A 26,687-nucleotide genomic window follows, 5' to 3' on the forward strand; every position below is an offset into this window, starting at 1 on the left:
CTCGACGTGCTCGGTGAAGGCGGTGAACGCGGGGGCTCACCACGACCTCACCACGCCAGCTGGGCGATCTCCTCCGCGACCACCGCGCACGCGTCCGCCGCCGGGTCGATCAGGGGGAAGTGGCCCACGTCCTCCAGCAGCGTCAGGCCGACCACCTCCCCCGCCTTCGCCGCCGCATCGGCGTACGACTCGGCGACCGCCTGCGGGACGTCGAGGTCGGCGCGGCCCTGGACGAGCGTGGTCGCGATGCCGGTGGGCAGCAGCAGGGCCGGGTCCGCGTACGGCCGGCGCTCGACGAACGCCTCTCCCCCGCCCAGCAGTTGACGGGCCGCGTTGCCGCAGACATCGAGCTTCTCCGCGACCGTGAAGTCCGCGATCGGGGCGAGGGCGACCACACCGCGCAACGGCACCGGGCGGTCGGTGTGCCAGGGCGCGTCGGCGGGCAGGACGTGCCGGGCCGCCGCCCACAGGGCGAGGTGACCGCCGGCGGAGTGGCCGGTGACGACCGTGCGGCGCGCGTCGGCCTGCGGCAGCGCCTCGCGGGCGAGGCCCGGCAGCGCGTCCAGCGCGGCGGCGACGTCGTCGAACGTCTCCGGCCAACGGCCCGCGACGGCGTCACCCTCCGTGGCGCTCCCCCGCCGGTACTCCACGCTGGCCACGGCGAACCCCCGCCGCGCCAGGAAGTCCGCGAACGGGCTGATGTGCCGCCGGTCGTACGGCGCCCGCCAGGCACCACCGTGCAGGACGGCGATCAGGGGGGCGGCCGCGGTCGGGCCGGCCTGGACGCGTGGGGCGTAGAAGTCGATCACCTGGTCGGGGTGGTCGCCGTAGGCGGCGGTGGCGTCGGGGTCGACGGGCGGATGCGAGAAGGCCGACTCCTCCTCGGCGGCGGCCCGGGCTGCGGCGACGTCGTCCGGCATGCTCCAACCTCTCAGCGATGAAACCTATTCGGCGACCAGATGAGACGGACCAGGAGGAAAAAATCGGCCGTTGGCCGGGACGGTACCAGGCCGATGACGTGCACGGACACGTGGATGTCACGCTCGGTGAAAGGCTAAATGGTCCTGCTGTTTCGTTACGCTGGCGGGGTAACCCGTCCGTGCACCAAGGAGGCCGTTATGTCCGCCGAACCCGGCACCGTACGTCCCGGCGGGCGCACCGCACGTGTCCGCACGGCCGTGCTGCGGGCAGCCGGGGACGCGCTCGTGGAGCACGGCTTCGACCGGCTCGACCTCGCGGACGTCGCGCGGCGGGCGGAGGTCGGCAAGACGACCGTCTACCGGCGGTGGGGGTCGGTGACGGGCCTGGTCGCCGATCTGCTCGCGGACATGGCCGAGCAGTCGCTGCCGCGGGAGGAGACCGGAGCGGTACTCGGGGATCTGCGGGCGCACGCGTCCCTGGTGCAGCGCACCCTGGCGGATCCCCGGCAGGGGTCCCTCTTCCGGGCGGTGATCGCGGCCGCGGCCTGCGACGCGCGCACGGCGGAGGCGCTGCGGCGGTTCCGCGAGGTACGGGCGGCGGAGTGGGCGAAGTGCGTGGAACAGGACGCGCAGCGAGGGGAGTTGCCGCGCGGGACGGATGCGGGAGCGGTCGTACGGGCGGTCTCGGCCCCCCTGTACTACGAGCTGCTGACGACGGGGACGGCCCCCGGCCCCGCCGCCGCGCAGCGGGCGGCCCGGGCGGCGTACGAGGCGGCGAAGGCGGGGGCGTACGCCGACGGAAATGAGGGTGTACTGCGCTGAAGGCAAAGGGTTGCTGTCGGGGGTGCGTGAGCCGGGAGGGGAGCCCGGCTCCGGCTTCCGGCCGGACCGAGGACGGACACCCCCCACCCCGGCCCCGACCCACAACGCACCGCAGGCGCGACACCAGCCACCCACCGCACCGCAACGGGCCGCCGCAGGCACAAAGACGGGCGCGGGGCTGTATTCGACATGCGCCGCCGCGTGGGCGCGAGCAACCACAACGCCCCCGCAGACAAACGAAAGCCGAACGACACCCCGCGCCGCCGGCTCAGCCGCACCACCCCGCCGCGAGGCGCGCCGTAGCCGACCGCACGAGCGGACTCCCCGCCACCCCCAGCACCCCCGCCGCCCCCAGCACGGCCTCCAGCCCCGGCCGGTCCCGGCGGCGGGCGCACAGCACCAGCGCTCCGGCCACCGCCTCGACCCATCGCCCGCGGTCCGGCTCCGTCGCGTGCGCAGCCGCCGCCGCGACGGCCCCGGCCCACTCACGTACGGCGTCGGGATCCGCACCGACGGGTGGATACGGCGACGGTGCCCCCTCAGCGGCGGACTCCGGCAGGCACGGCGACGGGGCTTGCGGCACCGGCCGGCTCACCTGCCGCAGCCGTGCCGCCGCCGCCAGCCCCGTAGCCAGGGTCGTGTGGTAGCAGGTGCCGAAGAGGTACGCCTCGGCCTTCTCCCCCGTCAGTCCCGCCAGCACCGCCGGGCGATGGACCGGGCCGGGTACCGCGCCGTCGGGCCGCTGCGCCGACGCCAGGGCCGTCCACCCCCGCCGCACCAGGTCCGTCTCCTCCGGGCCCACCACGTCCGCACACAGCAGCAGCTCCGCCAGCAGGTCCAGGTGGCCGCCGATCAGGTGGGAGGCCAGCAGCACGCGGACGGTGTCGTCCACGGCCGCGCCGGGCGGCAGGGCATGGGCGCCGAAGTCGGTGGCGTAGAACAGCGCGTGCGTGAATGCGTAGACCTCCGTGTCGTCCAGAGCGAGCGGATCGGCGCCCAGGCCGGGCAGGCTCTGGCGGTACAGGGCGGCCAGGCCGGGCACGCCCTGGGGCACCGCCACGCCGGCCCGGTCGGCGACGTAGCGCAGCTCCAGCCGGGACAGCAGCGGCCGGTGCGGCTGGAAGTGGCCGCCCGCGCCCGCGACGAGCAGGGCCTCGCACCTGTGCAGCAGGCCGGGCCGCGGGCGGCCCATCAGGTGTTGCAGCGCGACCAGGTTGAGGTGGTAGGGGAAGAATTCGTCGGCGCGCCGCAGCCGCCGTGTGAACTCCGCTGTGTCCACGACCTGTTCGGCAAGCGCCAGCGCACCCGCGCGCAGGCCCTCGGACACGGGCCGGACCGGCGCAGGCGCAGGCGTATCGGACAACAGACGCAGGAAGCCGAGGAGTTCGAGCAGCGGCCCGGCAGAGAAGGGCCGGCGGGGCAGGTGGCGTTCCCACATCTCCGGGTCGAAGAAACACAGGTTCCGCTCCAGCCAGCCCACAACCCCCGGCAGGACGTCCCGCGCCGGTTCCGTCCCTGCCCCGCTCACCGCCCGCTCCTCAGCCGGAGCAGCCCCAGGGCCGGCACCAGCACCCCTGCCAGTGCCGCCAGGTCGCCCCACCACGGCAGCAGGCCCGGCCCGCCCAGCAGGGACTGACGGGCCAGGTCGACCGCGTAGGTCATCGGGTTGAGGTGCATCGCGGCGGACAGCCACCCCGGCGCGTCCTCGGGGCTGAAGACCGAGCCCGACAGGAACAGCATCGGGAACATGGCGAGCTGGACCGTCGCCTGAAGGGTCTGGACCCGCTTGATCAGTGTGGCCAGGCACAGTCCGAGGACGCTGAACACCGCCGCGGACAGCGCGTAGCAGCCAGCGGCCAGGCAGAAGCGCCGCGGGGTCATCGGCACCCCCGCGAGCGGGGCGAAGGCCAGCATCAGCATGCTCTGCACCGTCACCGTCCCGGCGCCCGCCACGACCTTGCCCAGCGGCAGGCAGATCCGCGGCACCGGCGCCACGAGCAGCTCGCGCAGCACGCCGTACTCGCGGTCCCAGGCGTACGTCTGGCCGGAGGCGACCCCGATGGACACGACCTGGATCGCGATGATGCCGGGGAAGACGTACGCGCTGAACGGCACCCCGGGCCGTACCGCGCCGATCATCCCGTCGAAGCCGACGGCGTAGACCAGAACGAAGAACACGATCTGCACGGCCTGGCTGAACAGCACGCCCGGCCGCTTCAGCTGGCGCAGCAGGTCCCGGTGGGCGATGACGGCGACCGCCCGCGCGCCCGATGCCGACCGGGCCCCGGCGCTGTCGGCGACGGCCGGCAGAAGACCTGTGCTCATGGCGTTCCCACCCGCTTGTCCTGCGCCACCGCCAGGTAGACGTCGTTCATCGACGGATGCCGCACCGACACCGTCAGACCGGGCACGTCCAGGGCGCGGACGACGTCCGCGATCCGGCCCTCCGGGTCGGCACAGTGCACGGCGATCCCGTCCGGTTCCGTCAGCGGGTCGAAGCCGGCGGCCCGCAGCTGGTCCGCGGCGAGCCGGTCGTCGCCGCTGGCCACCACGATCCGCGAGGAGTCCAGGCTGGACTTCAGCCGCGCGGCGCTGCCCTGCCGGACGACCCGCCCCTGGCGCATGATCACGATCTCGTCGGCGTACTCGGCCTCGTCCATGTAGTGCGTGGAGTACAGGACCGTCACGCCCAGTTCGTCGCGCAGCCGGGTCAGGTCGGCCCAGACGGCGCCGCGTGCGCTCGGGTCCAGGCCGTTGGTCGGCTCGTCGAGGAGGAGCAGGCCGGGGCGGTGCAGCAGGGCTCGCGCGATCTCCACGCGCCGGGCGAGCCCGCCCGACAGTTCCTCCACCGGCTGCCGACGCCGGTCGGCGAGGCCGAACAGGTCCAGCATCAGGGTGATGCGCTCGCGGGCGTCGGCACGGCGCATGCCGAACAGGCGGGCATGGAACCAGAGGTTGCGCTCGACGGACAGCTCCTTGTCGAGGGTGCGTTCCTGGAAGACCAGTCCCAGCGCGCGGCGCGCCGCCGTGGGGGCCTGCCGCACGTCGTGCCCGAAGATCCGCACGCTGCCCGCGTCGGGGCGGGACGCGGTGGACAGCACGCCCATCAGGCTGGACTTGCCCGCCCCGTTCGGGCCGAGCAGTGCCGTGATGCGGCCGGGCGGGGAGGAGATGTCGACGCCGTCGACGGCGGTGACGCGACCGTAGCGGACCACGAGGCCCCGGACGTCGAACGCGGGCGTGCGGACCTCCTCGCCGGACCGGGTCCGCGGATCGGCCGTGCCCGCCGCCGCGGGCCCGGCCGCCCTCACGCCAGCCCCAGACAGCGGTCCCACGGGCGAGGCCCGTTCGTCACCGGCAGCAGGGCGAGGGCGACTCCGGCGGCCCCTTCGAGCATGCCGGCCACGTTCAGCGCCCGGTGCGGGACGGGCGAGCGGGCGGCGGCCGGGAAACGCATCAGGTGCCGGAAGGCGAACGGGGCGTCCTCGTCGAGGCAGTCCAGGACCATGCCGGTCAGCCGGTCGCGCCCGGCGTGCAGTTCGGCGTCGCCCGACACCTCGGCGACCCGGGAGACCACGGCGAGCAGCCCGGCGTACCCGTGGCAGAGGGTGGGGCCCTCGATCGCCCACCTGTCTTCCTCGCGCCGCAGGGCCGCCCGCAGTGCCGCGACCGCGGACGCGCGCCAGATCGGCTGCCCGAAGACCTCCCCCGCCCGGTGCAGCGCGGCAGCGACGCCAGGGGTGCCGTAGCACCAGGCGGTCCGGGTGAACAGGGCACGCGGGCGCGAGCCGGCGGTCTCGTCCTCCCAGCCGGCGCGGGCCGGGAAGTAGGGTCCGGCGTCATCGATCAGCGTCCACCCGAGCAGCCACTCGGCGATCCGGTGGGCGGCCTCCTGAAGGCCCGGTGCCTGGTGGCCGCGTTCGGCGGCGGCGGCGAGGACGGCCAGCGGCCCGGCGATGCCGTGTGCCATACCGAGGTTGAAGTCGCCGTGCGGATACGCGGTCCGGTCCCGCTCACTGACCTGCAGGGCCGCCGGCACCCACCACCCGGGCACGTTCCGCGGCCCGTCCGGGCCGTCGACGGTCACCGGTTCCGTCAGCGCCACCAGGTGGCGCAGCGACTCCTCCAGCGCCCGAGCGGCCTCCGGCGAGCGCTCGGCCGGGTCGTCGACGGCGTCGAGGAGCAGCCGGGTGGTGCCGGACAGACCGTTGACCAGGTCGTACGCCGCCCAGTCGACGCCCTGTCCGCCCGCGTCGGCGCGGGCGCGGAAGACGGCGAGGCGTTCGGTCTGGTCCCTCGCGACCCAGGACGTCAGGCGGTGCCGCAGGGAGGCGTAGTGGCCCTCGGGGCCCGCGCAGGTCTGGGCGGCGGCGAGCAGTGCGGCCGGGCCGGAGAACAGGCCGCGGCTGGGCGCGGTGGGCGCCGCGCGGCCGGCCGCTGCGAGGTGGCGGTGGGCCACGGACCGCCAGGAGGGGTCCTCGCGGGCCAGTTCGCCGTGCAGCAGGGCGGTGCCGGGCAGACCGTTGGCGAGGGTCAGCGGGCCCCACATCACCGCGTCGTACACGGGGTCCCGGTTGTCGTCGCGCGAGGCTACGGCGGCCACCGCGTCCGGGTCGGCGAGGCGTTCGGCGACCAGGGTGACGGCGCGCCCGGCGCCCGTGCGCTGTGCTGCCGGGGTGCCGGCGAGGGAGCTCATGACTGGTGCCTCCGACGGTTGAGGTGGTCCTGGACCGCGCCGCGGGCGATGCCGAGGACGGTCGTCTCCCGTGCGGTCGAGCCGCCGAACAGCCGGTTGCACACCATGTGCATCAGGCTGCCCACGACCCGGCCCTCCGGTGTCTCGTCGGCCGCCCTGACCTGCGCGGCGAGCCGCCGCACGGCCGCGTCGCGCTCCCGCAGGGCGGCCAGGACGCGGGCGCCCAGCGGGTCGGCGGCCAGGGCCGGCCAGCCGCCGCGGGGGTCGACCAGACGGCGCCAGTACGCGGGCCGGGCGCGATAGGCGTCGGGCAGGTCGCGCCGTGACCCGGTCATGGACAGCCAGGCGGCGGCCGCGTCGTCCCCGCAGTCCTCGGTGAGCAAGGGGTGCCCGGGTTCGGGCGGCCCGAAGGCGTGGGCGAGCGCGGCGCAGGAGACGACGGCGAGGGCGTCGAGGCCGAGCCCGCCGGCCCACAGGCCCTCGCTCCCGGGGGCGCCCTGGTGGACGATGCGCAGCAACTCCACGGCGGCCTCGCTGTCGTACTGGAAGACCTCCTCCGCCGTGGCCAGTGCGGCCGCCCCGCCGTAGCGCTCGGTCTCCGGGTCGTACGGGGCGACGGTGTGGCCGCGCAGGAGCCCCTGCCGCTGCCAGTCTCCGAGGAGTTCGCCGACCGCCGGGGCCACCACGCTCCACAGCACACGCCGGTCGCCGCGCAGACGCAGGCGCAGGTGGTGGCCGGCGTCGTCGGTGTAGCGGATGAAGAACCAGCGGTCCGCGCCCAGTTCGCGGGCCCGGCCGATCAGCTGGGGCAGGTGCAGGCGCAGCAGGTCGTCCTGGGTGCGGGCGGAGCCGTGGAGCTTGAGGTGGAGCCAGTCGCCGCCGAGGCCGTGCACGGCCCGCTGCGGCAAGTGGCGCCCGGCGTACGGCCGGTGGGCCGGGGTGCCGGAGCGGCGGGTGAGCGGGACGACGAGTTCGGCGGTGTGCCCGGCCAGCGGGCTGTCCAGCAGGCCCTCGTGCTCACCGGGCACCTCCTGGGCGATCAGGTCGGGGTGCCTGAGTACCTGGTCGCGCAGCAGCTCCCGGTGCCAGGGGTGGCCGAGGTCGAGGAGCAGCCGCTGGTCGGCGGTGACGGCGAGGACATGGCGGGGTACGTCCCACCGCTCGCGCCACCGGGCGACGGCCCGGTCCCAGGCGGTGCCCTCGGGGCCGTCCGCGCCGTGCTCCCCACCCCCGAGGGCGCGAAGTTCGTCGAGACGCCAGACGGCGGGCGCGAGCACGAAGCGGCCGTGGCGGATGCGGGGCACGCAGGGCGCGTCGGCGAGCGGCCCCCAGTTCCACGGCTCCCACAGCCGCTGCCCCTCCAGGCCGATCTCCCACAGCAGCCGGACGGCGTTGGGCGCCTGGGCCGGGGCGCTGACCATGTTGCCGAGGACGGGGACGATCTCCCGCCCGGTCGGCAGGTGGACGGCGGTCAGCCGGTCGAGGGTGGCGCCGACCGCGATGTCCGCGAGGCGCAGCTCCTCCACACCGGGCGCGTCGGGGACGCCGACGGAGATCCGGCGGCCGGTCGCCGGCCGGGTGTGGGCGAGGTTGGCCGCCCGGCCCGACCGCGGCCGGAAGGCCAGATCGGCGGCGAGCGCGCCCTCGACGTGGACGGGCGTGTCCCGGTGCAGGGCGGCGAACGGCTCCCGCCAGGCGGGGTCCTGGTCGGCGAACCGGGCGAAGGTGGACCCGGCCCGGTGCGAGCCCGGGGAGGGGGACAGGAAGACGAGGAAGTCGCCGTCGGTCAGCGCCTCCGCCGACGCGGCGACGACCTGCACGGTGACCTCGCAGGAGTTCTGCGCGTCCGCCCGCTCGCCGGCGCCGTCGTGGCGCAGTTCGGCCAGGTCGGCGTCCGTGAGCACCACTTCCCGCCGCCGCTCGCGCAGCGCCGCGGCGGCCAGCCGCGCCATGGCCCGCTCGCGCCGGGCGGTGCGCGGGTCGTCCGGCGCTGCGGGCGCGGCCTCGCTGTTGGGCCAGCCGTACCCGGCGGGCGCGCCGAGCCCGGTGGACGGATCGAGCAGGTCCAGCACGGGTACGAGGCGGTCGGCGCCGTACACGTCGAGGAACCGCCGGTGGTAGTCGCGCAGGGCGAACAGCCCCCGCTTGGGCCGCGACAGCAGCACCATGACGTCCACCGCGCGCTCCACCTCGGCGCGCACGGCGTGCGGCAGGTGCAGGGTGGCGTCGAGCCGGGTGTCGATGTGCAAAGGGGTGTCGTCCGCCGCGACGGAACGCGCGGTGTCGAGCAGCGCGTGCAGCCGGTCCCGTCCGGCGCCCAGCGGCAGGGCGTCGTACTCGGCGCGCTCGCGATCGAGCCGGCGCAGGGTGTCGACGGTGTGCCGGGTCTCCTCCGACGCCCCGGTGACGGGGTCGAGGGCGGCCAGGACGTGCCGCAGCGGGTCCTCGCCGTCGAGGGGCGGACGCAGCCCGGTCAGCAGGATCTCCTGCCGGACCAGCTCCCCCAGCAGGTGGTGCAGCCGGTCCACGGGCGCCTGCGGGAAGGCAGCGGTGAGCCGCTGCGCCAACAGCGGGTACGACACGGGCGTACGCGCCTCCCGCACGACCCACGCCACGACCGGGGTGTGCCGCACGGAGACCGTGGCGCGTCCCTCGCCGTCCGGGTCGGGGCCGGCGTCCGGCGCCGAGGGGGCGGTGAGGACGAGACGGTCGCCGCGGACCGTCAGTGCCTGGTGGGCCTGGACGGTCAGCGCCTGCAGGACGGCCGGGTCGCGCTCCAGACGGTGGGTCACCTTGGCGAGCCAGCGCTGGTCGGCGTGCGTGCGGGTGCGGTGGCCCGGGCCGCGGACCGCCTTCGCCGTGACGTCGAACTCGCCGGCCGTGACGCCCGCGAAGAGGCCGAAGGGGGTGGGCCGGGTCCGCATCCGGATGTCGTAGCGCAGGACGGCGAGCGCGGCGCGGCGCAGCCGGCTCGCCTTGAGACCGCCGCCACCGTGCCGGGCGACGCGGTGGACCAGGGCGCTCAGTGCCGGAGAGGCCACGGCGAGGGCTTCGTCGAGCACCGGGTCGGCGGCGGCCGCGGCGAGCAGCGCGGCGCAGGCCGCGGGATCGGCGGGCGGGGTGCCGTCCGCCGGGAGGGGCAGGCCGGGTGCGGCCTGCGCGACGGGTGCACGGAGCAGGAAGACGTCTCCGGCACGGAACAAGGACTCCCCCAAGGTTTTCTTCCCCTCCTCGCGGACTGCTCCCGGGCACCGGTGGATGCCGGGCGAGGCCCGGGGCCGGCCGGGAGAACCGGCCGGCCCCGGGCCGAGGGCGGTCAGCAGCAGTGGCTGCAGCCCGAGCCACCGCCGTCGCTGGTGCAGCCGGGCGTGCAGTAGGAAACGGAGGTGATGGCCGGACCGGCGACCGACTTCTCCACGCCGATCTCCAGGTCGAGGTCGAACAGGTCCGCCTCGTCGTACTGAACTCCGTGGGTGCCCATGAAAGGCTCCTTCGTCAGAACCGGATGAATGTTCGTCGGATCGATCCGTGATCACGGAACCATGCCGTTTCGGACGTACTCAACAGCTCCCGTGCGGCCTGGCAGGAATGGCAGTCCGCTGGCAGAGGCTGGAACCCCGGATTCCGAACGGCCCCGCACGGCGCCCCGAGCGGCGGCCGAATCCCGACGCACTGGTGTGAACCGCCGCCCGCTCAGGCGCTACGTACGACGTGTGTGTTCGGACGAAGCCCTGCTGACCGCGGCCGCGCGTGGTGACCAGACCGCCCTGCGGACCCTCTACGAGCGGCATGCGGCCGCCATGCTGCGCCTCATCCGCAGACTCACCTCCGATCAGGGGGTGGCGGAGGAGATCCTCCAGGAGTCGTGGCTCGCCGTGTGGCGGTCCGCCGCGGCCTTCCGGGGCGAGTCCTCGGTACGCGGCTGGCTGCTGGGTGTCGCGCGGCGTCAGGCCCACAACCAGCTGCGCCGCTCCCGGCCCCGGTTCACGGACCTCGCCGAGGCCCAGCACGTGCCGCACCCGGAGCCCGGGGTGGAGGAGCAGGTCCTCGTGGAAACCGAACGCACGGAGCTGCGCGAGGCCGTCCGCGCCCTGCCCGAACATCTGCGGGAGGTGCTCGGCCTGGTCCTCGTGGAAGAACTCGCCTATCCGGAGGTGGCGGCCGTCCTCGGCATCCCGGTGGGCACAGTCAAGAGCCGGATGTCCCATGCGCGCAGGCGACTGGGCAGCATGCTCGCCGCCTCGCGGCTGGAAGGAACGGGACGACGATGAGAGACCATCTTGCGGACGAGGAGCTGATCGGGCTCCTGCGCGGCGTGCCCGCCGAGGAGGACCGCCGTCACCTCGACGGCTGCACCGGCTGCCGGGCGCGGTTCGCGGACTGGCGTGCGCTGGGCGTCGCGGTGCGGAAGGCGGAGAGCGCGGAGAGCGCGGAGGCGACCGTACCGGGCTTCGACACCCTGCTGGCCCCGGCCCTCTCGGGTGCCGCCGCCACGGCCCCGCCGCAGGCGTCCCCGGCCCCCGCGCGCTCGCCGGCGCCCTGGCGGCTGGCCTGGCAGCTGGCGCGCACGGAGGCGGCGCTGCTGCCCAGGCTGTGGGCGCCGCTGAGTGCGGTGGGACTGCTGGTCGCCGCCGCGGTGACCCCGCTCCTGGACGCGGGACGGCTCGGCCCCCGCCTCTTCGGCGCGGCCTGCGTGGCGCTGATCGTCCTCGCCGGGCTCGTCGTCGCGTCGCCGCGGCGCGATCCACGCGGGGAGCTGATGTTCACCCTCCAGGTGCCGCCGGGGACGGTGTTCCTGGCCCGGATGGTCGTGGTGATCGGCGCCGACCTCGCGCTGGCGGTGGTGTGTTCGGCCCTCATCGGCGGGCCCGGGTGGTGGCCGGTGGTCGCGGGCTGGCTGGGCGAGGCCCTCCTCGCGTCGTCCCTGGCGCTGGCCCTGTCGGTACGGATAGCACCGGCGGCGGGCGCGGCGGCGGGAGCCGGACTGTGGGCACTGGGCGTACTGACCGGACCGCAGGGCCTGCTCTCCACCCCCCTGCGCGCCCTGCTGGACCCGGTCCTGTCCACGAGCCCCTGGACCCTGACGGCGTCAGCAGCGCTGCTGGCCTGGGCAACGGGGTCGATGCGCCGCTACCCCACCCGAGGGTGAGGCTCGCGCACCCGCCGGACGACGGACACCCCCGCCCCCCGGCCCCGACCCCCAGCGAACCGAATGCGCGACGCCTTCCACCCACACACCGCAACGGGCCGCCGCAGGCACAAAAGGGGCGCGGGGAACGGCGCGACCAGCCACAACGAAACCCGCTGGCAAAAACCGGCCCGGCGCCGCAGGCACCCGCCCCCAGCCATCCCGAAACTTCCGTGAACCGCCCCCCACCCCCACCGCTACGTACACCACACGTCCGCCGCCCCTCGCCAGTCATCCCCCGCCTGGCGAGGCGGCGACGGATCCCGCCGGAACACCGCAACGGGAGGAGCAGGTCATGAGCGCCTGGCCGCACGAGGCCCGCCGCTGCGGCCTCGCCGCCCTCGTCCTGCCCTGCGCCGCCGCCCTCGTCGCCTGGGCGGCGATGGCCACCGGCGACGACCCCGACGGCACCCTCCTCGGCCGCGCCCTCCTCACCACCGCCCTCCCCGCCGCGACCGCCCTGGCCTGCGCCTCCGTCGTCGCCCGGGAGACGATGACCGAGCTGCACCTCACCCTCCCGACCCGCTACCCCCACACCGTCGCCCGCCGCCTGTGCGCACCCACCGCCCTGGCGGTCCTGGCGGCCACCGCCCTGGTCGGCCTGCTCACCGCCACCGGCCGTGACATCCGCCCCGCCACGACGCTCACCGAACTCGCGGGCCTGACCGCCCTGCTGACCGGCTGCGCAGTGTGGGGCACCGCCCGCCGCGGCTCGGCCGGAGCCGGCACCGCCCTGGTCATCGCCGTCTGCCTGGCCAAACTGCTGCTGCTGGACCGCGTCGCGCCACAGGGCGCACCGCAGGGCGTGCCGGCCCTCGCGGCCGGCGCCGTACTGACCGCGCTGGCCCTGCGCACCCTCGCCGACGGCGACCGCTCCGGCGCCCTGACCCCCCACGACAAGGAGAACTGAGTGCGCGCACCGGCCCAGGCACAGGCCAGCCTCCACCAACCCCCCACAGCCCAGAGCGACTCGGCACGCCCGCCTTCCGCACCCGAGGCCGCGACCCACCCGGCCACCGCACCCACCCCCCGATCCCCCGCGACCCGGGTGACCCCATGACCGTCTTCCTCTGCAGCGTCCGCTACGAGGCCCTCATGGCCGCCCGGCGCCGCACGGTGTGGGCCGCCGTGCTCCCGCTGGCCGCGCTGAGCCTGCTGCTCGCGCTGACCTCGCCCGTGGTCACCGCCGCCGCCGACCCCGCGACCCGCGTGGGCGCGGCCGCGGTGCTGGTCAACACGTTCTGCGCGCTCGGCCTGGCCCTCGCGACGACCGACCTGCCGCGCCGCGGTCTGCGGACCCGCGGCATGCCGGAACTGCTGACGGCCACTCCGACCGGCCGTCTGTCGCGCAGCACCGGTGCCCTCCTGGGCCCCCTGCTGACCGCGCTCGCGCCGATCGCCGCCCTGCTGCTGGTCTACGGTGCGGTTCTCGCGCTCGCCCACGCCGACGCCCGCCCCCTCGCGGCGGCGCTGACCGCCCTGGTCACGGCCGTCGTTCCCGCCGCGCTCGCCGCGACGGCGCTCGCCGGGCTGCTGGGCCTGCTCATGCCGGTCGCCGCCGCGCGGGCGGTCCTGGTCGCGGTGTGGCTGTGGGCGACCCAGTTCCCTCCCCGTTTCTCCCCGCTGCCGACGCCCACCGGCACCGTGCTGTCGCCGCTCGGCGGCTATCCGCTCGTGGCATGGGCGGACGCGCCGTCGGTCTGGGCGGCCCGCGACGGCGCCGGCCCGCTGCGCCCGGACGCCACCGGCACCTCCGCCTGCCTGAACCTCGCACTGGTGCTGCTGACCGCCGTGGTGTGCCACGTCCTCGGTCACCTCGCCGCACGCCCACGACGACACGGAGAGCGACCCCGATGAACATCACGACGCAATCCCTGACGAAGGTTCACCCGGGGGGCCGGCGCGCCCTGGAGGACGTGGACCTGCACATCGAGGGCGGTACGGTCGGCCTGCTCGGGGCGAACGGCGCGGGCAAGACCACGCTGCTGCGCATCCTGACCGGCGTGCTGAAACCCACGTCGGGCCGCGTCGTCGTGGCGGGGCACGACCTGGCCACGACCGCGGGCCTGACCGCGATGAAACGCACCCTCGGCTATCTGCCGCAGGAGCTGTCGCCGTATCCGGACCTGACGGCACGGGAGTTCCTCGACTACATCGCCGTCCTCAAGGGCGTCCACGACAAACGCGAACGCCGCCGCCAGGTCGGCGACCGGCTCGCCGAGGTCGGTCTGGAGGACCGCGCCGGGGAGCGGCTGGGTGGTTTCTCCGGCGGCATGCGGCGCCGTATCGGCATCGCCCAGGCGCTGCTCGGCGATCCGACGGTACTGATCGTGGACGAGCCCACCGCGGGGCTCGACCCGCACGAGCGGATGCGGTTCCGCGCACTGCTCGCCGACCTCGGCGGCCACCGCACCGTGCTGCTGTCCACGCACATCCTCGACGACGTCGCCCAGACCTGCCCCGAGGTGGCGGTGCTCACCGCGGGCCGACTCGTCTTCCACGACACCACGTCCGCGCTGATCAGCCAGGCCGCCGGCTGCACCTATCTGCTGCCGGCCGGCGCCGCGGCGCCGCCGCCGGGCGCCGACGTGGTCAGCGCGCTCACGACCGCCGACGGCCCCCAGTACCGCGTGGTCGCCTCCGTGCCGCCTCCGGACGCCCGGCCGGTGCAGCCGACGCTGGAGGACGGCTACGCGGCCCTGCTCCGAGCCACCGGACACCCTGTCACCCCGTCCGCCTCTCCCGAGAGCGAGGTAGCCAGTTCATGACATCCGAGACATCGACTCCCGGCTGTGGCCGGCCGTCCCGGACCCGCACGACCCTGCCGGTGACACTCGCCGGCGCGGCAGCCCTGCTGCTCGCCCTCACCGCGTGCGGCGGCAGCGGCACCAGCCACCCGGCCACCGGCCACCCCGACCCGCTGCCCAGCCCGACCTCCACTGCACAGCGGATGAGCGCCGAGAACCTCGGATACACCTGGCCGCTCACCGTCGACCACGGCACCGCCGAGTGCCGCAAGGGGACCCAGGCCGTCTTCACCGCGCCCGACGGCACCGCCTACGCACTCAACGACCGTGCGCGGGACGCGGGTTACCACGACATCGGGCCGCTGCGCGCCAAGGGCGACGACGGCGACCCGATCAGTCTGGGTTCACTGCTCAGCAAGACCCTGAAGCTGTGCAGGGCCGCCGGCTGACCACCGGAGCCCGCCACCGCGCCGCTCCCACCGGGGCGGCGCGGTTCCTGCTGCCCCGCCACACAGGGGCAGCACGTCCGAGGACCGCATGCCGACCTGAACACCAGGACCCATGACGCAGGACACCGAAGCTCAGGATCCACCGGTCGGGCACCGAACCGTACGGAACCGACCTTGCGAACCACGGGGGAACACCGTCTTGACCCAGCTCATCGTCACCACGTCGCTCCACGTCCTCGCCCACACCGGCCTGAAGCGGCCGTTCTCCACGCCCGGCACGCCGCTCAGCACGCTGCGGGCCGGCCTCGACCGCGTCGACTTCGTCGACGACTCCCAGCTGGCCGCCCCGGGTGATCCCGGGCTGCCCGTCCTCCTGCCGGTGTCCAGCGAACTCCAGGCGGACCGGCTGCGGGCCCTGCGCACCCGCCATGCGATGGCGCTGCTGATCGCCGTCACCGACGACGTGTCCGGGCACCTCACCTACAACGCCATACGCTCGGGGGCGAACTGCGTCCTCAACCTCGCCATTCCCGAGGAGCGGCAGATCGACCTGCTGCTGGCGCGCTGCCGGGCGCACGCCTCGCCCGACACCGACTCACCCGCCGCCGGCCGTCCGGCCTTCCGGCTGTGTGTCCTGCCGGACGGCGCTCCGATACGGCCGCCCGTCCCCGCGCCCGGCACCGAGCCGTACCCCGCCCTCGCCCCCCGCCCGGGCGGTTACGACGCCGCTCTGCTGCGGATGCTGTGCACCTCGGCGACGGTGTCGGAGATCGCGCGCCGCAACTACTGTTCGGAGCGGTCGATGTACCGCCGTATCCGCAAGCTGTACGACGCCTTCGGGGTGTCGGGCCGCAGCGAACTGCACGCGCGGGCGGCCGAACTGGGGCTGATCGACGCTCCCGGCCGCCCGGTCGGCCGGGCCGGCTGACCCGCCCCGAGGCCGTGCGGTCCGGCCGCCCGCGCACCCAGGGCGGCCGGACCGCACCGTGACGGCCTCACCGGATGCCGGCACCGGCCGTTTCCACCAGCCGGAAGAAGCCGGCCTCGACATCTCCGTCGACGGCGAGCCCGTCCAGCGGGCCCTCATAGCGGGTGCTGCCGGCCACCAGCACCTGGACCCGGTCGCACACCTGCGCCACCTCGGCGAGCTGATGGCTGGCGATGAGCACCGCGACCCCCTGCCCGGCGAGGGAGCGGATGATGCCGCGCATCTCCCGGATGCCCACCGGGTCGAGGCCGTTCGTCGGCTCGTCCAGCACGATCAGCCGCGGCCGCGCCAGCAGCGCCACCGCGATGCCCAGACGCCAGCGCATGCCGAGCGAGTACGCGCCGACCTTGCGCTCCCGCGCCCCGGTCATGCCGACCCGCTCCAGCGCGGGCTCGATCCATTCCCTCGGCACCCCGCGCAGCCGGGCGTGGATGCGCAGCGTCTCGTCGGCGGTCAGCTGCGGCCACAGCCCGGGCACCTCGATGAGCGCGCCGACCTCGGCGAGGCTGTCCCGGCCCACCGGGCGGCCGTGGATCTCGATGCTCCCGGAGGTGGGCCGCTGCAGCCCGAGCAGCGCCTTCATCAGCGTGGTCTTGCCGGCGCCGTTCGGGCCGAGCAGCCCATAGACCTCTCCCGACTCCACGGTCAGGTCGACGCCGTCCAGGGCACGGTGGGTGCCGTAGTGCTTGTGCAGGTCGCGGATGCGCAGGGCGGGCACCATGTCAGATCTCCTTGCGGGTCATGTGCAGCCGGCCCACGGCGAGCAGGACGGCGGCCAGCACGGCGGCGAGAGCGACGGCGACCGGAATGGCCCCCGGATCCGTGACGGGGCTGTCCTTGGGCAGCGGCACACCGTTCGGCCCGATGCCGGCCAGCGGCAGCACCACCCGCATCGGCCAGGCGAACGGCACCGCATACCAGAACACCTTGTCCGAGACGAGCGCCCCGCACAGCAGTCCGGCGACGCCCACGCCGATGCTGGGTCCCATGCCCCACGCCACGGCGACCAGCGTCGCCAGCGCGGTCATGGACAGGCCGACCAGCCAGGGCAGATAGACGGCGGCGGCCACGGTGCCGAGCGCGTCCGGGAAGCGTCCGCTGAGCGCGGCGCCCAGGGAGAGCATCACCAGCAGCACGGTCGCCGAGAGGAATCCGAGCACCCCGAGCGCGGCGACCTTCCCGACGAAGTACCTGCCGCGCGGCACGCCGTAGGAGAGCAGCAGGCGCCAGGCGTCCTGGTCGGCGCGCACGGACAGGGCGGCGGCGAGCCCGGCCGTCATCGGCACCAGGACGCCCCAGAACTCCAGGGTCACGTTCCGGAAGACCTCGAACGTCTGCCCGGCCCTGGCCTCCGACGAGCCGAGCGCGCCGAGGAAGAGCGGCACGGTGATGGCCACCGGGGCCAGCAGGTGGTACCACGCCAGGAAGCCTCGCTTGAGGCGGGCCAGTTCCGTTCCCGTGACGGTGATCAGCGAGGGGTCGTCTCGCTCCCCCGCCGGGGGCGGGGCAGCTGTCGTGTCGTATCGCATGCCCGGTACGTAGCCGGGGGCCGCGCTCCGGTTCACGACAGCCGCCGGCCGGTCACTCCTCGCGGGAGAGCAGCGGCTCCACCCGTTCGTACGCGGCCCAGTCCCGGAAGTGGCGGGTGTACAGGTCGGCGTCACGGCCGAGGTCGGTGTCCTCGGCCTCCTTGACGTCGACGATCGCCTTCAGCCGCCAGCTGACCGTCTGCCCCTGATCGTTGAGGTAGTCGGTCTCGGCGTCACGCGCCCGCCGCTCCACCCGCTGCCGGGCGGAGGTCTCGTCGGGTGCGTGCACCAGGACGACGTTCTCCTGGAACAGGGGCTCCCCGGCGCCGGTGGCCTCCATCACCACCAGCGCCACGAAGGGCAGTACGTCGGATGTCTCGCTCACGTGATCCACGCTACTTGTCGAAGCGGCGGTCGTTCAGCAGCTTCCACGCCTTGACGTCATCGCGGTCACCGCGCTGCTTGCCGTCGTAGATCTCCCCGAGGCTGCGGGAGAGACGGTCGCTCGGGAACTCCCGGCGGATCGAGCCCTTCTTGCAGCGGGAGATGAACTTCGCGGCGATCTCGTCGAGGTTGTCCCCCGCCCGGCAGTCCCGGCCGGCCACCAGGCCCGCGTCGTCGGCCGCCTGCACGACGGGGACGGACGCGGGGGCGGCGGACGCGGCGGGCACCGCCAGACCTCCGAGGGACAGCGCGAGCAGGGCGGGTGCCAGGACACGGCTCAGTGTCTTCATATCGGTCCTCCTGTCGGACGGTTCATCACGAACGCGTCCGACTTTTCCACCGACATCGGCCACCACCGCGTCCTGGCAGCCCGGTTGGCAGTCCCCCGTCAGTCACGGGTGACCGGCCCACCCGCACGCCGCTAGCTCAAGACAGCCCCCAGCACCCGAGCCGCCCGCTCCACGTCCGCGAACCCCACATACAGCGGTGTGAAGCCGAAGCGCAGAACGTCAGGGGCCCGGTAGTCGCCCACCACCCCCCGCTCGATCAGGCGCTTCATGACGTCACCCGCGTCCGCGCACCGCAACGCGACCTGGCTGCCGCGCTCCCTGTGCGCCACCGGCGTGACGGACTCGACCCGACCCGGGCCCACGTACTCCTCGACGCACGTCAGGAAGAAGTCCGTCAGCGCGAGCGACTTGGCACGCACCGCCTCGATCGACACCCCGTCCCAGACGTCCAGCGCCGCCTCCAGCGCCAGCATCGACAGGATGTCCGGCGTGCCCACACGCCCCCGCAGCGCACCGGGCGCCGGCGCGTACTCGGGGCGCATGCCGAACGGCTCGGCGTGGGAGTTCCAGCCCGGCAGCGGCGAGTCGAAACGGTCCTGGAGCGAACGGCGCACGTACAGATACGCCGGCGAACCGGGGCCGCCGTTGAGGTACTTGTACGTGCAGCCGACCGCCAGGTCCACCCCGTGCTCGTCCAGCCCCACCGGCAGCGCCCCCGCGCTGTGACACAGGTCCCACACCGCGACCGCGCCCACCGCGTGCACCGCCGCGGTCAGCGACGGCAGGTCGTGCAGGCGCCCGGTGCGGTAGTCGACGTGGTTCAGCAGCACCGCCGCCGTACGCTCCGACAGCGCCCCCGGCACCTGCGCCGGCGTCACCGCCCGCAGCGTGCACCCCGTCAGCCGGGCCGCCGACTCGGCGATGTATCCGTCCGTCGGGAACGTGGAGGCGTCGACGAGGATCTCGTGGCGCCCGTCCCCGGCCAGCCGCACCGCGCCGACCAGCGCTTTGAACACGTTCACGCTGGTCGAGTCGCCCACGACGATCTGCCCCGGCGCCGCGCCGACCAGCGGCGCGATCCGGTCGCCGATCCGCTCGGGCGCCGTCCACCAGCCGCTCTCCTCCCAGGAGCGGATGCGCAGCTCGCCCCACTGGCGGCGGACGACGTCCTCCACCCGGCCCGGGACATGCGCCGGCAGCGCGCCGAGCGAGTTGCCGTCCAGGTACACGACGTCGTCGAGCACGAAACGGCCGCGCACGTTTGCGAGTTCGTCCGCGGCATCCAGCTTCTCCGCCCGCGCGCCCAGCTCCGGCACCGCGGACGCTCCACTCGGCTCAGACATGGGACCTCGCCGTCCACAGCTCCGGGAACACGTTCTTCTGGGCGCGCTTCTCCAGCCACGCCACCCCGGCCGAACCACCGGTGCCCTGCTTGGCGCCCATGGCGCGGCGCGTGGCCGTCAGGTGGTCGTTGCGCCAGCGCCACACCAGCTCCGCGACATCCGTCAACGCCTCGCCCAGCCGGGCCAGTTCGCCGCTCTCGTCGCCGGAGTAGATCTTCGCCCAGGCTTCCTCGACGGCGTCGGACGGCTCGTACTTGCGGGACACGTCCCGCCCGAGCACGGACGCCGGAACGGCGTACCCGCGCCGCGCGAGCAGCCGCAGCACCTCGTCGTACAGCGACGGCTCGTGCAGCGCCTTCTCCAGTTCCGCGTGGACGCGGGGCGCGCCGCGGTGCGGCACCAGCATGGACGCGGACTTCTCGCCGAGCAGGAACTCCAGCCGCCGGTACATCGCGGACTGGAAACCGGAGCCCTCGCCGAGCGCGGACCGGTAGGAGTTGAACTGCTGCGGGGTGAGTCCGCCCAGCGGCTTCCAGGAGGCGTTCAGCGCCTCCAGTTCGCGCACGGAACGTTTCAGCGCATCGATCGCGACCGGCACCCGGTCCTCGCGCAGGGCGCGCGCGGCCGTCTCCCATTCATGGACGATGACCGTGAACCACAGCTCCATCACCTGGGTAGTGACCAGGAAGACCATCTCTCCGGGATCGTCGGAGAGGGTGTGCTGGAGGTGGGTGAGCACGTCCGCCTTGACGTAGTCCTCGTACGGCGTGGTGCCCTCGAAGTCGAGATGCGGGGTCTGAAGCTCGTCGGACTGGTGAGCCTCGTGGGACATCGCTGTCTCCTGCTGTACTCCGGGTAGCGGTCCGCCCCTGCCGTTACCGGCACGGGGGCCCCGGTCCCCACCCGCATCCTCCGCAATCACCGGGGAAACGGCAAGGCCCGCCCCGTCAAGGGCGGGCCCACCAGGGAGAACGCTCTAGCCCAGCGTCTGCGCCGCGGCCGGCGAGGAGTCCTTCAGGAACTGCGAGCAGCGCTCGTACTCCTCCTCCTCGCCGATCGCGTGCGCGGCCCGCGCGAGGCCGTGCAGGGCCCGCAGGAAGCCGCGGTTCGGCTCGTGCTCCCACGGCACCGGGCCGTGGCCCTTCCAGCCGTTGCGCCGCAGCGCGTCCAGGCCGCGGTGGTAGCCCGTCCGGGCGTACGCGTAGGACTCCACCGCCGCACCCCGCTCGAACGCGTCGTCGGCCAGCTGGGCCCAGGCGAGTGAGGACGCCGGGAACCGCGCGGCGACCTCGGCGGGCGGGGTGCCCTTGGCGAGGAGCTCGCGCGGCTCCGGGTCGTCGGGCAGGTGGGTCGGGGGCGGACCCCCGAGCAGGTTCTCGTGAAGGGACATGGCGTCCAGTCTGTCACCGGGTGACGTTGAAGTACTTCCACGGTCCGGTGACACCGGCGTTCACGTTGTCCCCGTTGTAGCCGTCGACGTACACCGACCGCACCCGGGCGCGCACACCGGCGGCGCCGTCGTTCTCGAGGGTGAGGTACATCTTGCCGTCGCTGCCGAGCTCGTAGAACTCCGAGAAACCGGTCTGCCAGGCGCCCTGGACGTACACCTGCACGTCGATCCGGGTGTAGCGGCCCGGGTAGGCGTTGTGCCAGGTGGTGATCAGCGCGTCGGTGCTCTGGTGGTAGGTCTGGTACCAGGTGGTGCCGATCTTGGTCCACTTGTAGTGGCGGGACAGCGTGGTCGTCACCCCGGCGCGGGTGTACACACCCGACTTGGCGGACGCGTAGCCGTTGCGGGCGTCCCCGGCGAAGACCGCGGTGACGGTGGTGTCGCGGTTCATCCACATGGACGCCGACAGCTTGCCCTGGGCGTCGACGGTGCCCCGCTTGAGCAGCCGCTTGGGCTCGTAGCCCCACGGGTCGGCCCAGATCTCCACGACCCGGTTCCGGTACGTCGGGCCGAGGGTGGCCGTGTACGTCACCGTCGTGCCGTAGTTCACGACCGTGCCGTTGCGGTCGAGGCTGATCGCGGTCGCCTTGTGGGCGACGCCGACCCGTGCGATCGCGGCGGCGGCCGCGTGCTCGGCGTCCCCGGTGTAGGTCACCTTGTAGGTGACGGTGCCGGCCGCGGTCGGGGTGTCGGTGAAGGAGTACGCGCCGTTCGCGCCCAGCGGCTTGGTGCCGAGCGCCTTGCCGTTCGGTGCCTCGGCGTCGTACCGCGTCACGGTGAGCGGCGTCCCGGCGGGCAGCTGCAGGCTCGCGGTGACGGTGCCGGAGACGGTGAGCGCCTTGTCGAGCGAGGCGGTCGCCGGTGCCTTCACGGTGACGACGGGCGCGGACTTGACCGGCTCGTCCATCCGCTGCAGCCGCAGGGCGCCGCGGTCGTTGCGGGTCACCGCGAAGAGGCGGCTGCCGCCGGGCTCCCAGGCGAGACCGCCGTCGACCAGCTCGTCCCCGCTGCCGCTGCCGATGTAGCCGGTGCCGGGGAAGTCGTAGTGCCGCACGGCGGTCTGCTCACCGGGGCGGTAGACGAAGACGTCGTCGCCGTACGCGGCGTCGGAGCCCGCCGCGACGGTGCCGTCCGGGGCGACGGCCACGGCGGCGCCGTGGTACTCGCTCGGGTAGCCGGCGACCTGGGTGAGGTCCGAGGTCTGCCACACGGAGTGGCTGTTGCCCGGGTTGGCGGTGATCAGGCGGGTGCCGTCCGGGGTGTAGGCGAGGTCGTTCGTCATGCCGCGCGCCGCGTTCTGGTCACCCTCGGCGCGCGCGGTGCGCACCGCGCTGCCCGTCGTCACGTCGTAGGTGGCGAGGGCAAAGCTGTTGGGGTACGAGCCGGCGGCGGCGATGACGTTCGGGTTCGCCGGCGAGGCGGCCAGGCGCGGGGCGCCCGAGTAGGCGGTCTCGGTGTCCTGGCCCAGGGCCACCACCGGGTCGGCGCCGGAGACGTCCAGCGAACCGATGTCGCCGTCGTCGTCGCCCCAGGCGCCGTTGGCGATGTCGCTGCCGTAGCCGAACCAGATCTTGCCGCCCGCGAGCGCGAGGAAGCGCGGGTGGGTGCCCTCGCCGGTCGCGTACCGGGCCTGCTCGGTGACCGCCTGGGTGTCCAGGGCGACGACGGCGTCGGCGCCGGGTACCGCGGCGTACAGGCGGTTCGCGTCGTCGGACAGGGCGAGGCCGGTGACGCCCGGCAGGGCGGAGGCGGTGGCCAGCACGGCGCCGGAGTAGTTGGTCGCGACGACCTTGCCGGCGGACGGATCGCTGATGAAGATCCGCTGGTGGACGCCGTCCACCACGACGTCGCCGGCACTCTTGAGCGGCAGCAGCAAGCTGCTGTCCGCCGCGGCGGAGCCGGCCGTGCCCGCGACGAGCGCCGCGGAACTGCAGAGGACCGCGAGCGCCGTCGCGGCCGAGAGAGAGCGCTTACGCACGATGTAGGAGACCCCCCAATGGTCCCCGCGTCCCGAGGGAGACGCGGCGAAGCGCAGCGTAGAGCATGTCCCTGACATCGCGCGCGGGAGTATCACCTGTGCGGCGCCCCCGGCGCCTGTGACACGCCGAGGGCCCGGCGCCGTGCCGCAGCACGGGCGCCGGGCCCTCGGTCGGCGGCGGGGCCGCTTACTTGATCTTGGTGCCGGTGGAGCGCAGGTGCTTGCAGGCCTCCAGGACACGGGCGGCCATGCCCGCCTCGGCCAGCTTGCCCCAGGTGCGCGGGTCGTAGGTCTTCTTGTCGCCGACCTCGCCGTCGACCTTCAGGACGCCGTCGTAGTGGGTGAACATGTGGGCGGCGACCGGACGCGTGAAGGCGTACTGGGTGTCGGTGTCGATGTTCATCTTGACCACACCGTTCTCCAGGGCGGTCAGGATCTCCTCCTCGGAGGAGCCGGAGCCGCCGTGGAAGACGAAGTCGAACGGCGAGGCCTTGCCGAACTTCGCGGCGACGCCCTCGTTCAGCTCCTTCAGCAGCTCGGGACGCAGGACGACGTTGCCCGGCTTGTACACACCGTGGACGTTGCCGAAGGACGCGGCGAGCAGGTAGCGGCCCTTCTCGCCCAGGCCGAGCGCCTCCGCCGTACGGATCGCGTCGTCCACCGTGGTGTACAGGGAGTCGTTGATCTCGTGCGTGACGCCGTCCTCCTCGCCACCGGTCGGGGTGATCTCGACCTCGAGGATGATCTTGGCGGCGCGGGCCTGCTCCAGCAGCTCCTGGGCGATCGACAGGTTGTCGGCCAGGGTCTCCGCGGAGCCGTCCCACATGTGGGACTGGAACAGCGGGTTCAGACCGGCCTCGACGCGCTTCTTCGACAGCGCCAGCAGCGGACGCACATACCCGTCGAGCTTGTCCTTCGGGCAGTGGTCGGTGTGCAGGGCGATGTTGACGTCGTACTTCTCGGCGACGATGTGCGCGAACTCGGCCAGGGCCACCGCGCCGGTGACCATGTCCTTGTTGTGCTGGCCGCCCAGGAACTCGGCACCACCCGTGGAGATCTGGACGATGCCGTCGCTCTCCGCCTCCGCGAAGCCGCGCAGGGCCGCGTGCAGGGTCTGGGAGGAGGTGACGTTGATGGCCGGGTAGGCGAACTTGCCTGCCTTCGCCCGGTCGAGCATCTCGTTGTAGACCTCGGGGGTTGCGATGGGCATCTGTCCGCTCCTTGTATGTGCGGGTGGGCGTGTGGTGCGTTACGGCCCTGACCTAGACCATGGGGGCGACGTCATCGTCGGCCCCATCTTCCCAGACTCGGCCGGAAGGTCCAGGCACGGTCCAGAGAGCGGTCAGTCCAGGCCCAGCTCGTCCTTGGCGTAGGCGTACAGGTACGGCACCCCCGCGCCGTCCTGGATCTTCTCCGCGGCACCGGTCGCCCGGTCGACGATCGTGGCGACGGCGACCACCTCGGCGCCGGCCTCGCGCACGGCCTCGACGGCGGTGAGCGGGGAGCCACCGGTCGTGGACGTGTCCTCGACGACCAGCACGCGGCGGCCCGCGATGTCCGGGCCCTCGACGCGGCGCTGCAGGCCGTGCGCCTTGGCGGCCTTGCGGACGACGAACGCGTCCAGCTTCTTCCCGCGCGCGGCGGCCGCGTGCAGCATGGCGGCGGCGACCGGGTCGGCGCCCATGGTCAGGCCGCCGACCGCGTCGAACTCCAGATCGGCGGTCAGGTCCAGCAGGACCTGGCCGACCAGTGGGGCGGCCTCGCCGTCGAGAGTGATGCGGCGCAGGTCGATGTAGTAGTCGGCCTCCAGACCCGAGGAGAGGGTCACCCTGCCGTGTACCACGGCCTTGTCCTTGATCTGCTGCAGCAGCGCCGCGCGAACGTCCGTCATGTCTGCCAGCTTAAAGGCGCCGCCAGCTCCAGGTGGTCGTGGCCTCCAGCGGCTCCAGGGGCGTGACCAGGCGCGGGGCGGTGTTCAGTCCGTTGGGCGGCCCGGTCTGCGGCTCCACGCACACCGCCTCGGCCTGCTCGTCGTACACGACGACCCACTCCTCGCGGCTGGCCACCTTCAGCCGCAGCTGCCCCGGCCAGGTGAGGGTGACGTCGACACCGCCGGGCATCCCGAAGCAGTCGTCCCAGGGGCCGGGCCGCGGCTCGATCCGGTTGCCGGTGGGCAGGTGGTCGTCGCCGCGCTCCTCCTGCCAGGCGGGCGAGAAGTCCAGCGTGACGTCCTGGCCGCCCAGGTTCCGGTGGAACCAGGGGTGCCAGCCGATCTGCGCCGGGAACGACGAGTCGTACGTCTCGACCGACATGGTCAGCGTCAGGGAGTCCGGCGCGAGGGCGACGACCTGCGTGACCCGGCCGGGGTAGGGCCAGGGCTCGACCAGGTCGTACGTCAGGACGGCCTCGTCGGCGGTGACGCGGGCGGTCGTCCAGGCGGCGTCGCGGGCGGTGCCGTGGATGGCGTGCGGCGGGGCGTTCAGCGGCATCTGGTGCACCATGGCACCGTCCCGGAACCGTCCGTCCCGGATACGCCCGCACCAGGGCACCATCGGGAAGCAGCCGTAGCGGTCCCCTTGGCGCAGCAGCTCCACACCGCCGACCAGCACCGACCCGATCCGCCCACCGCTGCCGGGCCGCACGACGACCTGCGCGTCCCCCGCGCTCAACGTGATGTCTTCGTTACTCACGGGACGACAGTACTGGGGCGGGTCGGCGCCGGGGCGACGGGACCGGCGGACGCCGCAGGGCCGGTTCGGGGGCGGGAGGACTCCGGGGCGTCGGTTTATGGGGCGGTGGGACTCCGGGGCGACGGTTCGGGGGCGGAGGGACTCCGGGGGGCCGGTTCGGGCGCGGTGGGACTCCGGGCGACGGTCCGGGCGCGGTGCGACTCCGGGGCGTCGCTTTCCGGGGCGGGGTCAGCGGCGGCGGCGCAGGGCGCGGCCGACCACGATCGCCGATGCCACCACCGCCACCGCCGCCGGGGCCATCCAGCGCAGGGTGGACGTCGCCGAGCCCGCCTGCGGGGCCGGGACGGGGGCGTAGCGGCCGCGGGGCGGCGCGTGGTCGACCTCCTCGGCGCTGCGGCCGATCATCGTGCGCCGGGCGTGCGCGGCCTCGGCGGGCGGCCGGCCGGGGTCGGTGTAGTCCGCCGGGGTGCCGGCCTGCGGCTCGCCGTGGTCCGGCGCGGCCTCGCTCGGCGGCCCGGCGGCCTCGTCGGCGCGCGGGTCCAGCGACGGCGGCGGTACGTCGACGTCGAAGACGGACGGCGCCGGCGCGTCATCGGCATCCGGCGCGGTGTCGAAGTCACTGGTCGCGGCCGGCTCGAAGTCCCCGGTGGACAGCTGTTCGGGCGACTCGGGCGCGATGTCCGCGGCCCCGGTCGGCGCCGTCTCCTGCCCCAGCTGTTCCGCGAAGCGGGTCAGGAGGCGGGTGAGCGCCGCCTCGACCTCGTCGGCGGGGAGCTCGGTGATACGGCCGTCCGCCGTCGCGCCGCCCTCGAAGGTGAGCGTGGCGCCGCCCTCGGCGTCCGTGGCCCGCACGGTGAGCGTCAGCTTCACCGTGCCGGTGCCGCGCGCCTCCCCGGCATCGCCCTCGACCGCGCAGGAACCATCCTCGCGGCCGGTGACCCGCAGGGTGCCGCGGTAGGTGACGGAATGACCGCCGACCCGCAGCTTCAGCCGCCCGGCGACGTCCGTGCCGTCTTCCGCGCCTGCGTCCCGCTGGAGTCCGGGCACCGCCCGGGCGATCCGGGCGGGGTCGGCGAGCGCCGCCCGAAGCCGCTCGGCGGGGACCGGGACGAACACCTCATGCTCCATGTCGACGGAGCCTACCCAGCGGGCG

General features: G+C 74.2%; 27 protein-coding genes. 8 read left to right on the forward strand and 19 right to left on the reverse strand.

Going from position 1 to position 26,687, the window contains the following annotated elements:
* Window positions 1-47: 47 nt before the first annotated feature.
* Window positions 48-920: an alpha/beta hydrolase gene (locus ACF1GV_RS13075; RefSeq protein ID WP_391679914.1), complete on the reverse strand. Its 873-nt coding sequence runs from the start codon at window positions 918-920 to the stop codon at window positions 48-50.
* 198 nt (window positions 921-1,118) lie between these two features.
* Here ACF1GV_RS13075 and ACF1GV_RS13080 point away from each other — a divergent pair, with 198 nt between their 5' ends.
* Window positions 1,119-1,742, forward strand: a complete 624-nt coding sequence (locus tag ACF1GV_RS13080) for a TetR/AcrR family transcriptional regulator (protein ID WP_391679915.1) — start codon at window positions 1,119-1,121, stop codon at window positions 1,740-1,742.
* A 268-nt stretch (window positions 1,743-2,010) separates the two neighbouring features.
* On the opposite strand, the gene ACF1GV_RS13085 is transcribed toward ACF1GV_RS13080, so the two are convergent.
* From ACF1GV_RS13085 to ACF1GV_RS13110, 6 genes are all read right to left on the reverse strand, one after another.
* The gene (locus tag ACF1GV_RS13085; protein WP_391679917.1) at window positions 2,011-3,270 is read right to left on the reverse strand and encodes a DUF6895 family protein; all 1,260 of its coding nucleotides are present in this window, start codon (window positions 3,268-3,270) and stop codon (window positions 2,011-2,013) included.
* Window positions 3,267-4,067, reverse strand: coding sequence for an ABC transporter permease (locus ACF1GV_RS13090; RefSeq protein ID WP_391679918.1), 801 nt, complete (start codon window positions 4,065-4,067; stop codon window positions 3,267-3,269). The genes ACF1GV_RS13085 and ACF1GV_RS13090 overlap by 4 nt, the downstream gene beginning before the upstream one ends.
* Window positions 4,064-5,053, reverse strand: coding sequence for an ABC transporter ATP-binding protein (locus ACF1GV_RS13095; protein ID WP_391679919.1), 990 nt, complete (start codon window positions 5,051-5,053; stop codon window positions 4,064-4,066). The genes ACF1GV_RS13090 and ACF1GV_RS13095 overlap by 4 nt, the downstream gene beginning before the upstream one ends.
* Window positions 5,050-6,438, reverse strand: coding sequence for a lanthionine synthetase C family protein (locus ACF1GV_RS13100; protein ID WP_391679921.1), 1,389 nt, complete (start codon window positions 6,436-6,438; stop codon window positions 5,050-5,052). The genes ACF1GV_RS13095 and ACF1GV_RS13100 overlap by 4 nt, the downstream gene beginning before the upstream one ends.
* On the reverse strand, window positions 6,435-9,641 hold the full coding sequence (locus ACF1GV_RS13105; RefSeq protein WP_391679922.1) for a lantibiotic dehydratase: 3,207 nt from the start codon (window positions 9,639-9,641) through the stop codon (window positions 6,435-6,437). Before ACF1GV_RS13105 ends, ACF1GV_RS13100 begins: the two co-directional genes overlap by 4 nt.
* 113 nt (window positions 9,642-9,754) lie before the next feature.
* A complete protein-coding gene (locus tag ACF1GV_RS13110; RefSeq protein WP_363269094.1) occupies window positions 9,755-9,919 on the reverse strand; it encodes a gallidermin/nisin family lantibiotic in 165 nt (54 codons plus the stop codon).
* 232 nt (window positions 9,920-10,151) lie between these two features.
* Here ACF1GV_RS13110 and ACF1GV_RS13115 point away from each other — a divergent pair, with 232 nt between their 5' ends.
* The 7 genes from ACF1GV_RS13115 (at window position 10,152) to ACF1GV_RS13145 (ending at window position 15,750) form a co-directional block, all read left to right on the forward strand.
* Entirely contained in the window at window positions 10,152-10,709 is a 558-nt protein-coding gene (locus ACF1GV_RS13115) for a sigma-70 family RNA polymerase sigma factor (protein ID WP_363269096.1), read from the forward strand.
* The gene (locus ACF1GV_RS13120) at window positions 10,706-11,587 is read left to right on the forward strand and encodes a hypothetical protein (protein ID WP_391679924.1); all 882 of its coding nucleotides are present in this window, start codon (window positions 10,706-10,708) and stop codon (window positions 11,585-11,587) included. The genes ACF1GV_RS13115 and ACF1GV_RS13120 overlap by 4 nt, the downstream gene beginning before the upstream one ends.
* A 334-nt stretch (window positions 11,588-11,921) precedes the next feature.
* On the forward strand, window positions 11,922-12,536 hold the full coding sequence (locus tag ACF1GV_RS13125; RefSeq protein WP_391679926.1) for a hypothetical protein: 615 nt from the start codon (window positions 11,922-11,924) through the stop codon (window positions 12,534-12,536).
* A gap of 146 nt (window positions 12,537-12,682) precedes the next feature.
* Window positions 12,683-13,483, forward strand: coding sequence for a hypothetical protein (locus ACF1GV_RS13130; RefSeq protein ID WP_391679927.1), 801 nt, complete (start codon window positions 12,683-12,685; stop codon window positions 13,481-13,483).
* The gene (locus tag ACF1GV_RS13135; protein WP_391679929.1) at window positions 13,480-14,394 is read left to right on the forward strand and encodes an ATP-binding cassette domain-containing protein; all 915 of its coding nucleotides are present in this window, start codon (window positions 13,480-13,482) and stop codon (window positions 14,392-14,394) included. Before ACF1GV_RS13130 ends, ACF1GV_RS13135 begins: the two co-directional genes overlap by 4 nt.
* The gene (locus ACF1GV_RS13140) at window positions 14,391-14,822 is read left to right on the forward strand and encodes a DUF2511 domain-containing protein (RefSeq protein WP_391679931.1); all 432 of its coding nucleotides are present in this window, start codon (window positions 14,391-14,393) and stop codon (window positions 14,820-14,822) included. Before ACF1GV_RS13135 ends, ACF1GV_RS13140 begins: the two co-directional genes overlap by 4 nt.
* A gap of 199 nt (window positions 14,823-15,021) precedes the next feature.
* Window positions 15,022-15,750 carry a DNA-binding response regulator gene (locus ACF1GV_RS13145; protein WP_391679933.1) on the forward strand — a complete coding sequence of 243 codons (729 nt, stop codon included), beginning with the start codon at window positions 15,022-15,024 and terminating at the stop codon, window positions 15,748-15,750.
* Between the two features lie 67 nt (window positions 15,751-15,817).
* Here the strand turns inward: ACF1GV_RS13145 and ACF1GV_RS13150 are convergent, their stop codons facing one another.
* The 12 genes from ACF1GV_RS13150 to ACF1GV_RS13205 form a co-directional block, all read right to left on the reverse strand.
* Window positions 15,818-16,531: an ATP-binding cassette domain-containing protein gene (locus ACF1GV_RS13150; RefSeq protein WP_363269103.1), complete on the reverse strand. Its 714-nt coding sequence runs from the start codon at window positions 16,529-16,531 to the stop codon at window positions 15,818-15,820.
* A 1-nt stretch (window position 16,532) separates the two neighbouring features.
* Window positions 16,533-17,339, reverse strand: coding sequence for an ABC transporter permease (locus ACF1GV_RS13155; protein WP_391679935.1), 807 nt, complete (start codon window positions 17,337-17,339; stop codon window positions 16,533-16,535).
* 52 nt (window positions 17,340-17,391) lie between these two features.
* A complete protein-coding gene (locus tag ACF1GV_RS13160; protein ID WP_391679937.1) occupies window positions 17,392-17,724 on the reverse strand; it encodes a DUF4288 domain-containing protein in 333 nt (110 codons plus the stop codon).
* 10 nt (window positions 17,725-17,734) lie between these two features.
* Window positions 17,735-18,073: a hypothetical protein gene (locus ACF1GV_RS13165; protein WP_391679938.1), complete on the reverse strand. Its 339-nt coding sequence runs from the start codon at window positions 18,071-18,073 to the stop codon at window positions 17,735-17,737.
* A gap of 131 nt (window positions 18,074-18,204) precedes the next feature.
* Window positions 18,205-19,416 carry a kynureninase gene (gene kynU, locus ACF1GV_RS13170; RefSeq protein WP_391679940.1) on the reverse strand — a complete coding sequence of 404 codons (1,212 nt, stop codon included), beginning with the start codon at window positions 19,414-19,416 and terminating at the stop codon, window positions 18,205-18,207.
* The gene (locus tag ACF1GV_RS13175) at window positions 19,409-20,248 is read right to left on the reverse strand and encodes a tryptophan 2,3-dioxygenase family protein (RefSeq protein ID WP_391679942.1); all 840 of its coding nucleotides are present in this window, start codon (window positions 20,246-20,248) and stop codon (window positions 19,409-19,411) included. Before ACF1GV_RS13175 ends, kynU begins: the two co-directional genes overlap by 8 nt.
* A gap of 144 nt (window positions 20,249-20,392) precedes the next feature.
* The gene (locus tag ACF1GV_RS13180; protein WP_363269109.1) at window positions 20,393-20,806 is read right to left on the reverse strand and encodes a DUF3151 domain-containing protein; all 414 of its coding nucleotides are present in this window, start codon (window positions 20,804-20,806) and stop codon (window positions 20,393-20,395) included.
* Window positions 20,807-20,819: 13 nt separating this feature from the next.
* On the reverse strand, window positions 20,820-22,844 hold the full coding sequence (locus ACF1GV_RS13185) for an Ig-like domain repeat protein (RefSeq protein ID WP_391679944.1): 2,025 nt from the start codon (window positions 22,842-22,844) through the stop codon (window positions 20,820-20,822).
* A gap of 187 nt (window positions 22,845-23,031) precedes the next feature.
* A complete protein-coding gene (fbaA, locus tag ACF1GV_RS13190) occupies window positions 23,032-24,054 on the reverse strand; it encodes a class II fructose-bisphosphate aldolase (RefSeq protein WP_391679946.1) in 1,023 nt (340 codons plus the stop codon).
* Between the two features lie 132 nt (window positions 24,055-24,186).
* Window positions 24,187-24,735: an orotate phosphoribosyltransferase gene (gene pyrE / locus ACF1GV_RS13195; protein WP_391679948.1), complete on the reverse strand. Its 549-nt coding sequence runs from the start codon at window positions 24,733-24,735 to the stop codon at window positions 24,187-24,189.
* Window positions 24,736-24,745: 10 nt separating this feature from the next.
* Entirely contained in the window at window positions 24,746-25,534 is a 789-nt protein-coding gene (locus ACF1GV_RS13200) for an aldose 1-epimerase (RefSeq protein ID WP_391679949.1), read from the reverse strand.
* Window positions 25,535-25,762: 228 nt separating this feature from the next.
* Window positions 25,763-26,662, reverse strand: a complete 900-nt coding sequence (locus ACF1GV_RS13205) for an SRPBCC family protein (protein WP_391679950.1) — start codon at window positions 26,660-26,662, stop codon at window positions 25,763-25,765.
* Window positions 26,663-26,687: the final 25 nt, after the last annotated feature.

Origin of the sequence: Streptomyces sp. NPDC014006 (assembly GCF_043088925.1) — a bacterium.
Taxonomy (GTDB): Bacteria; Actinomycetota; Actinomycetes; order Streptomycetales; family Streptomycetaceae; genus Streptomyces.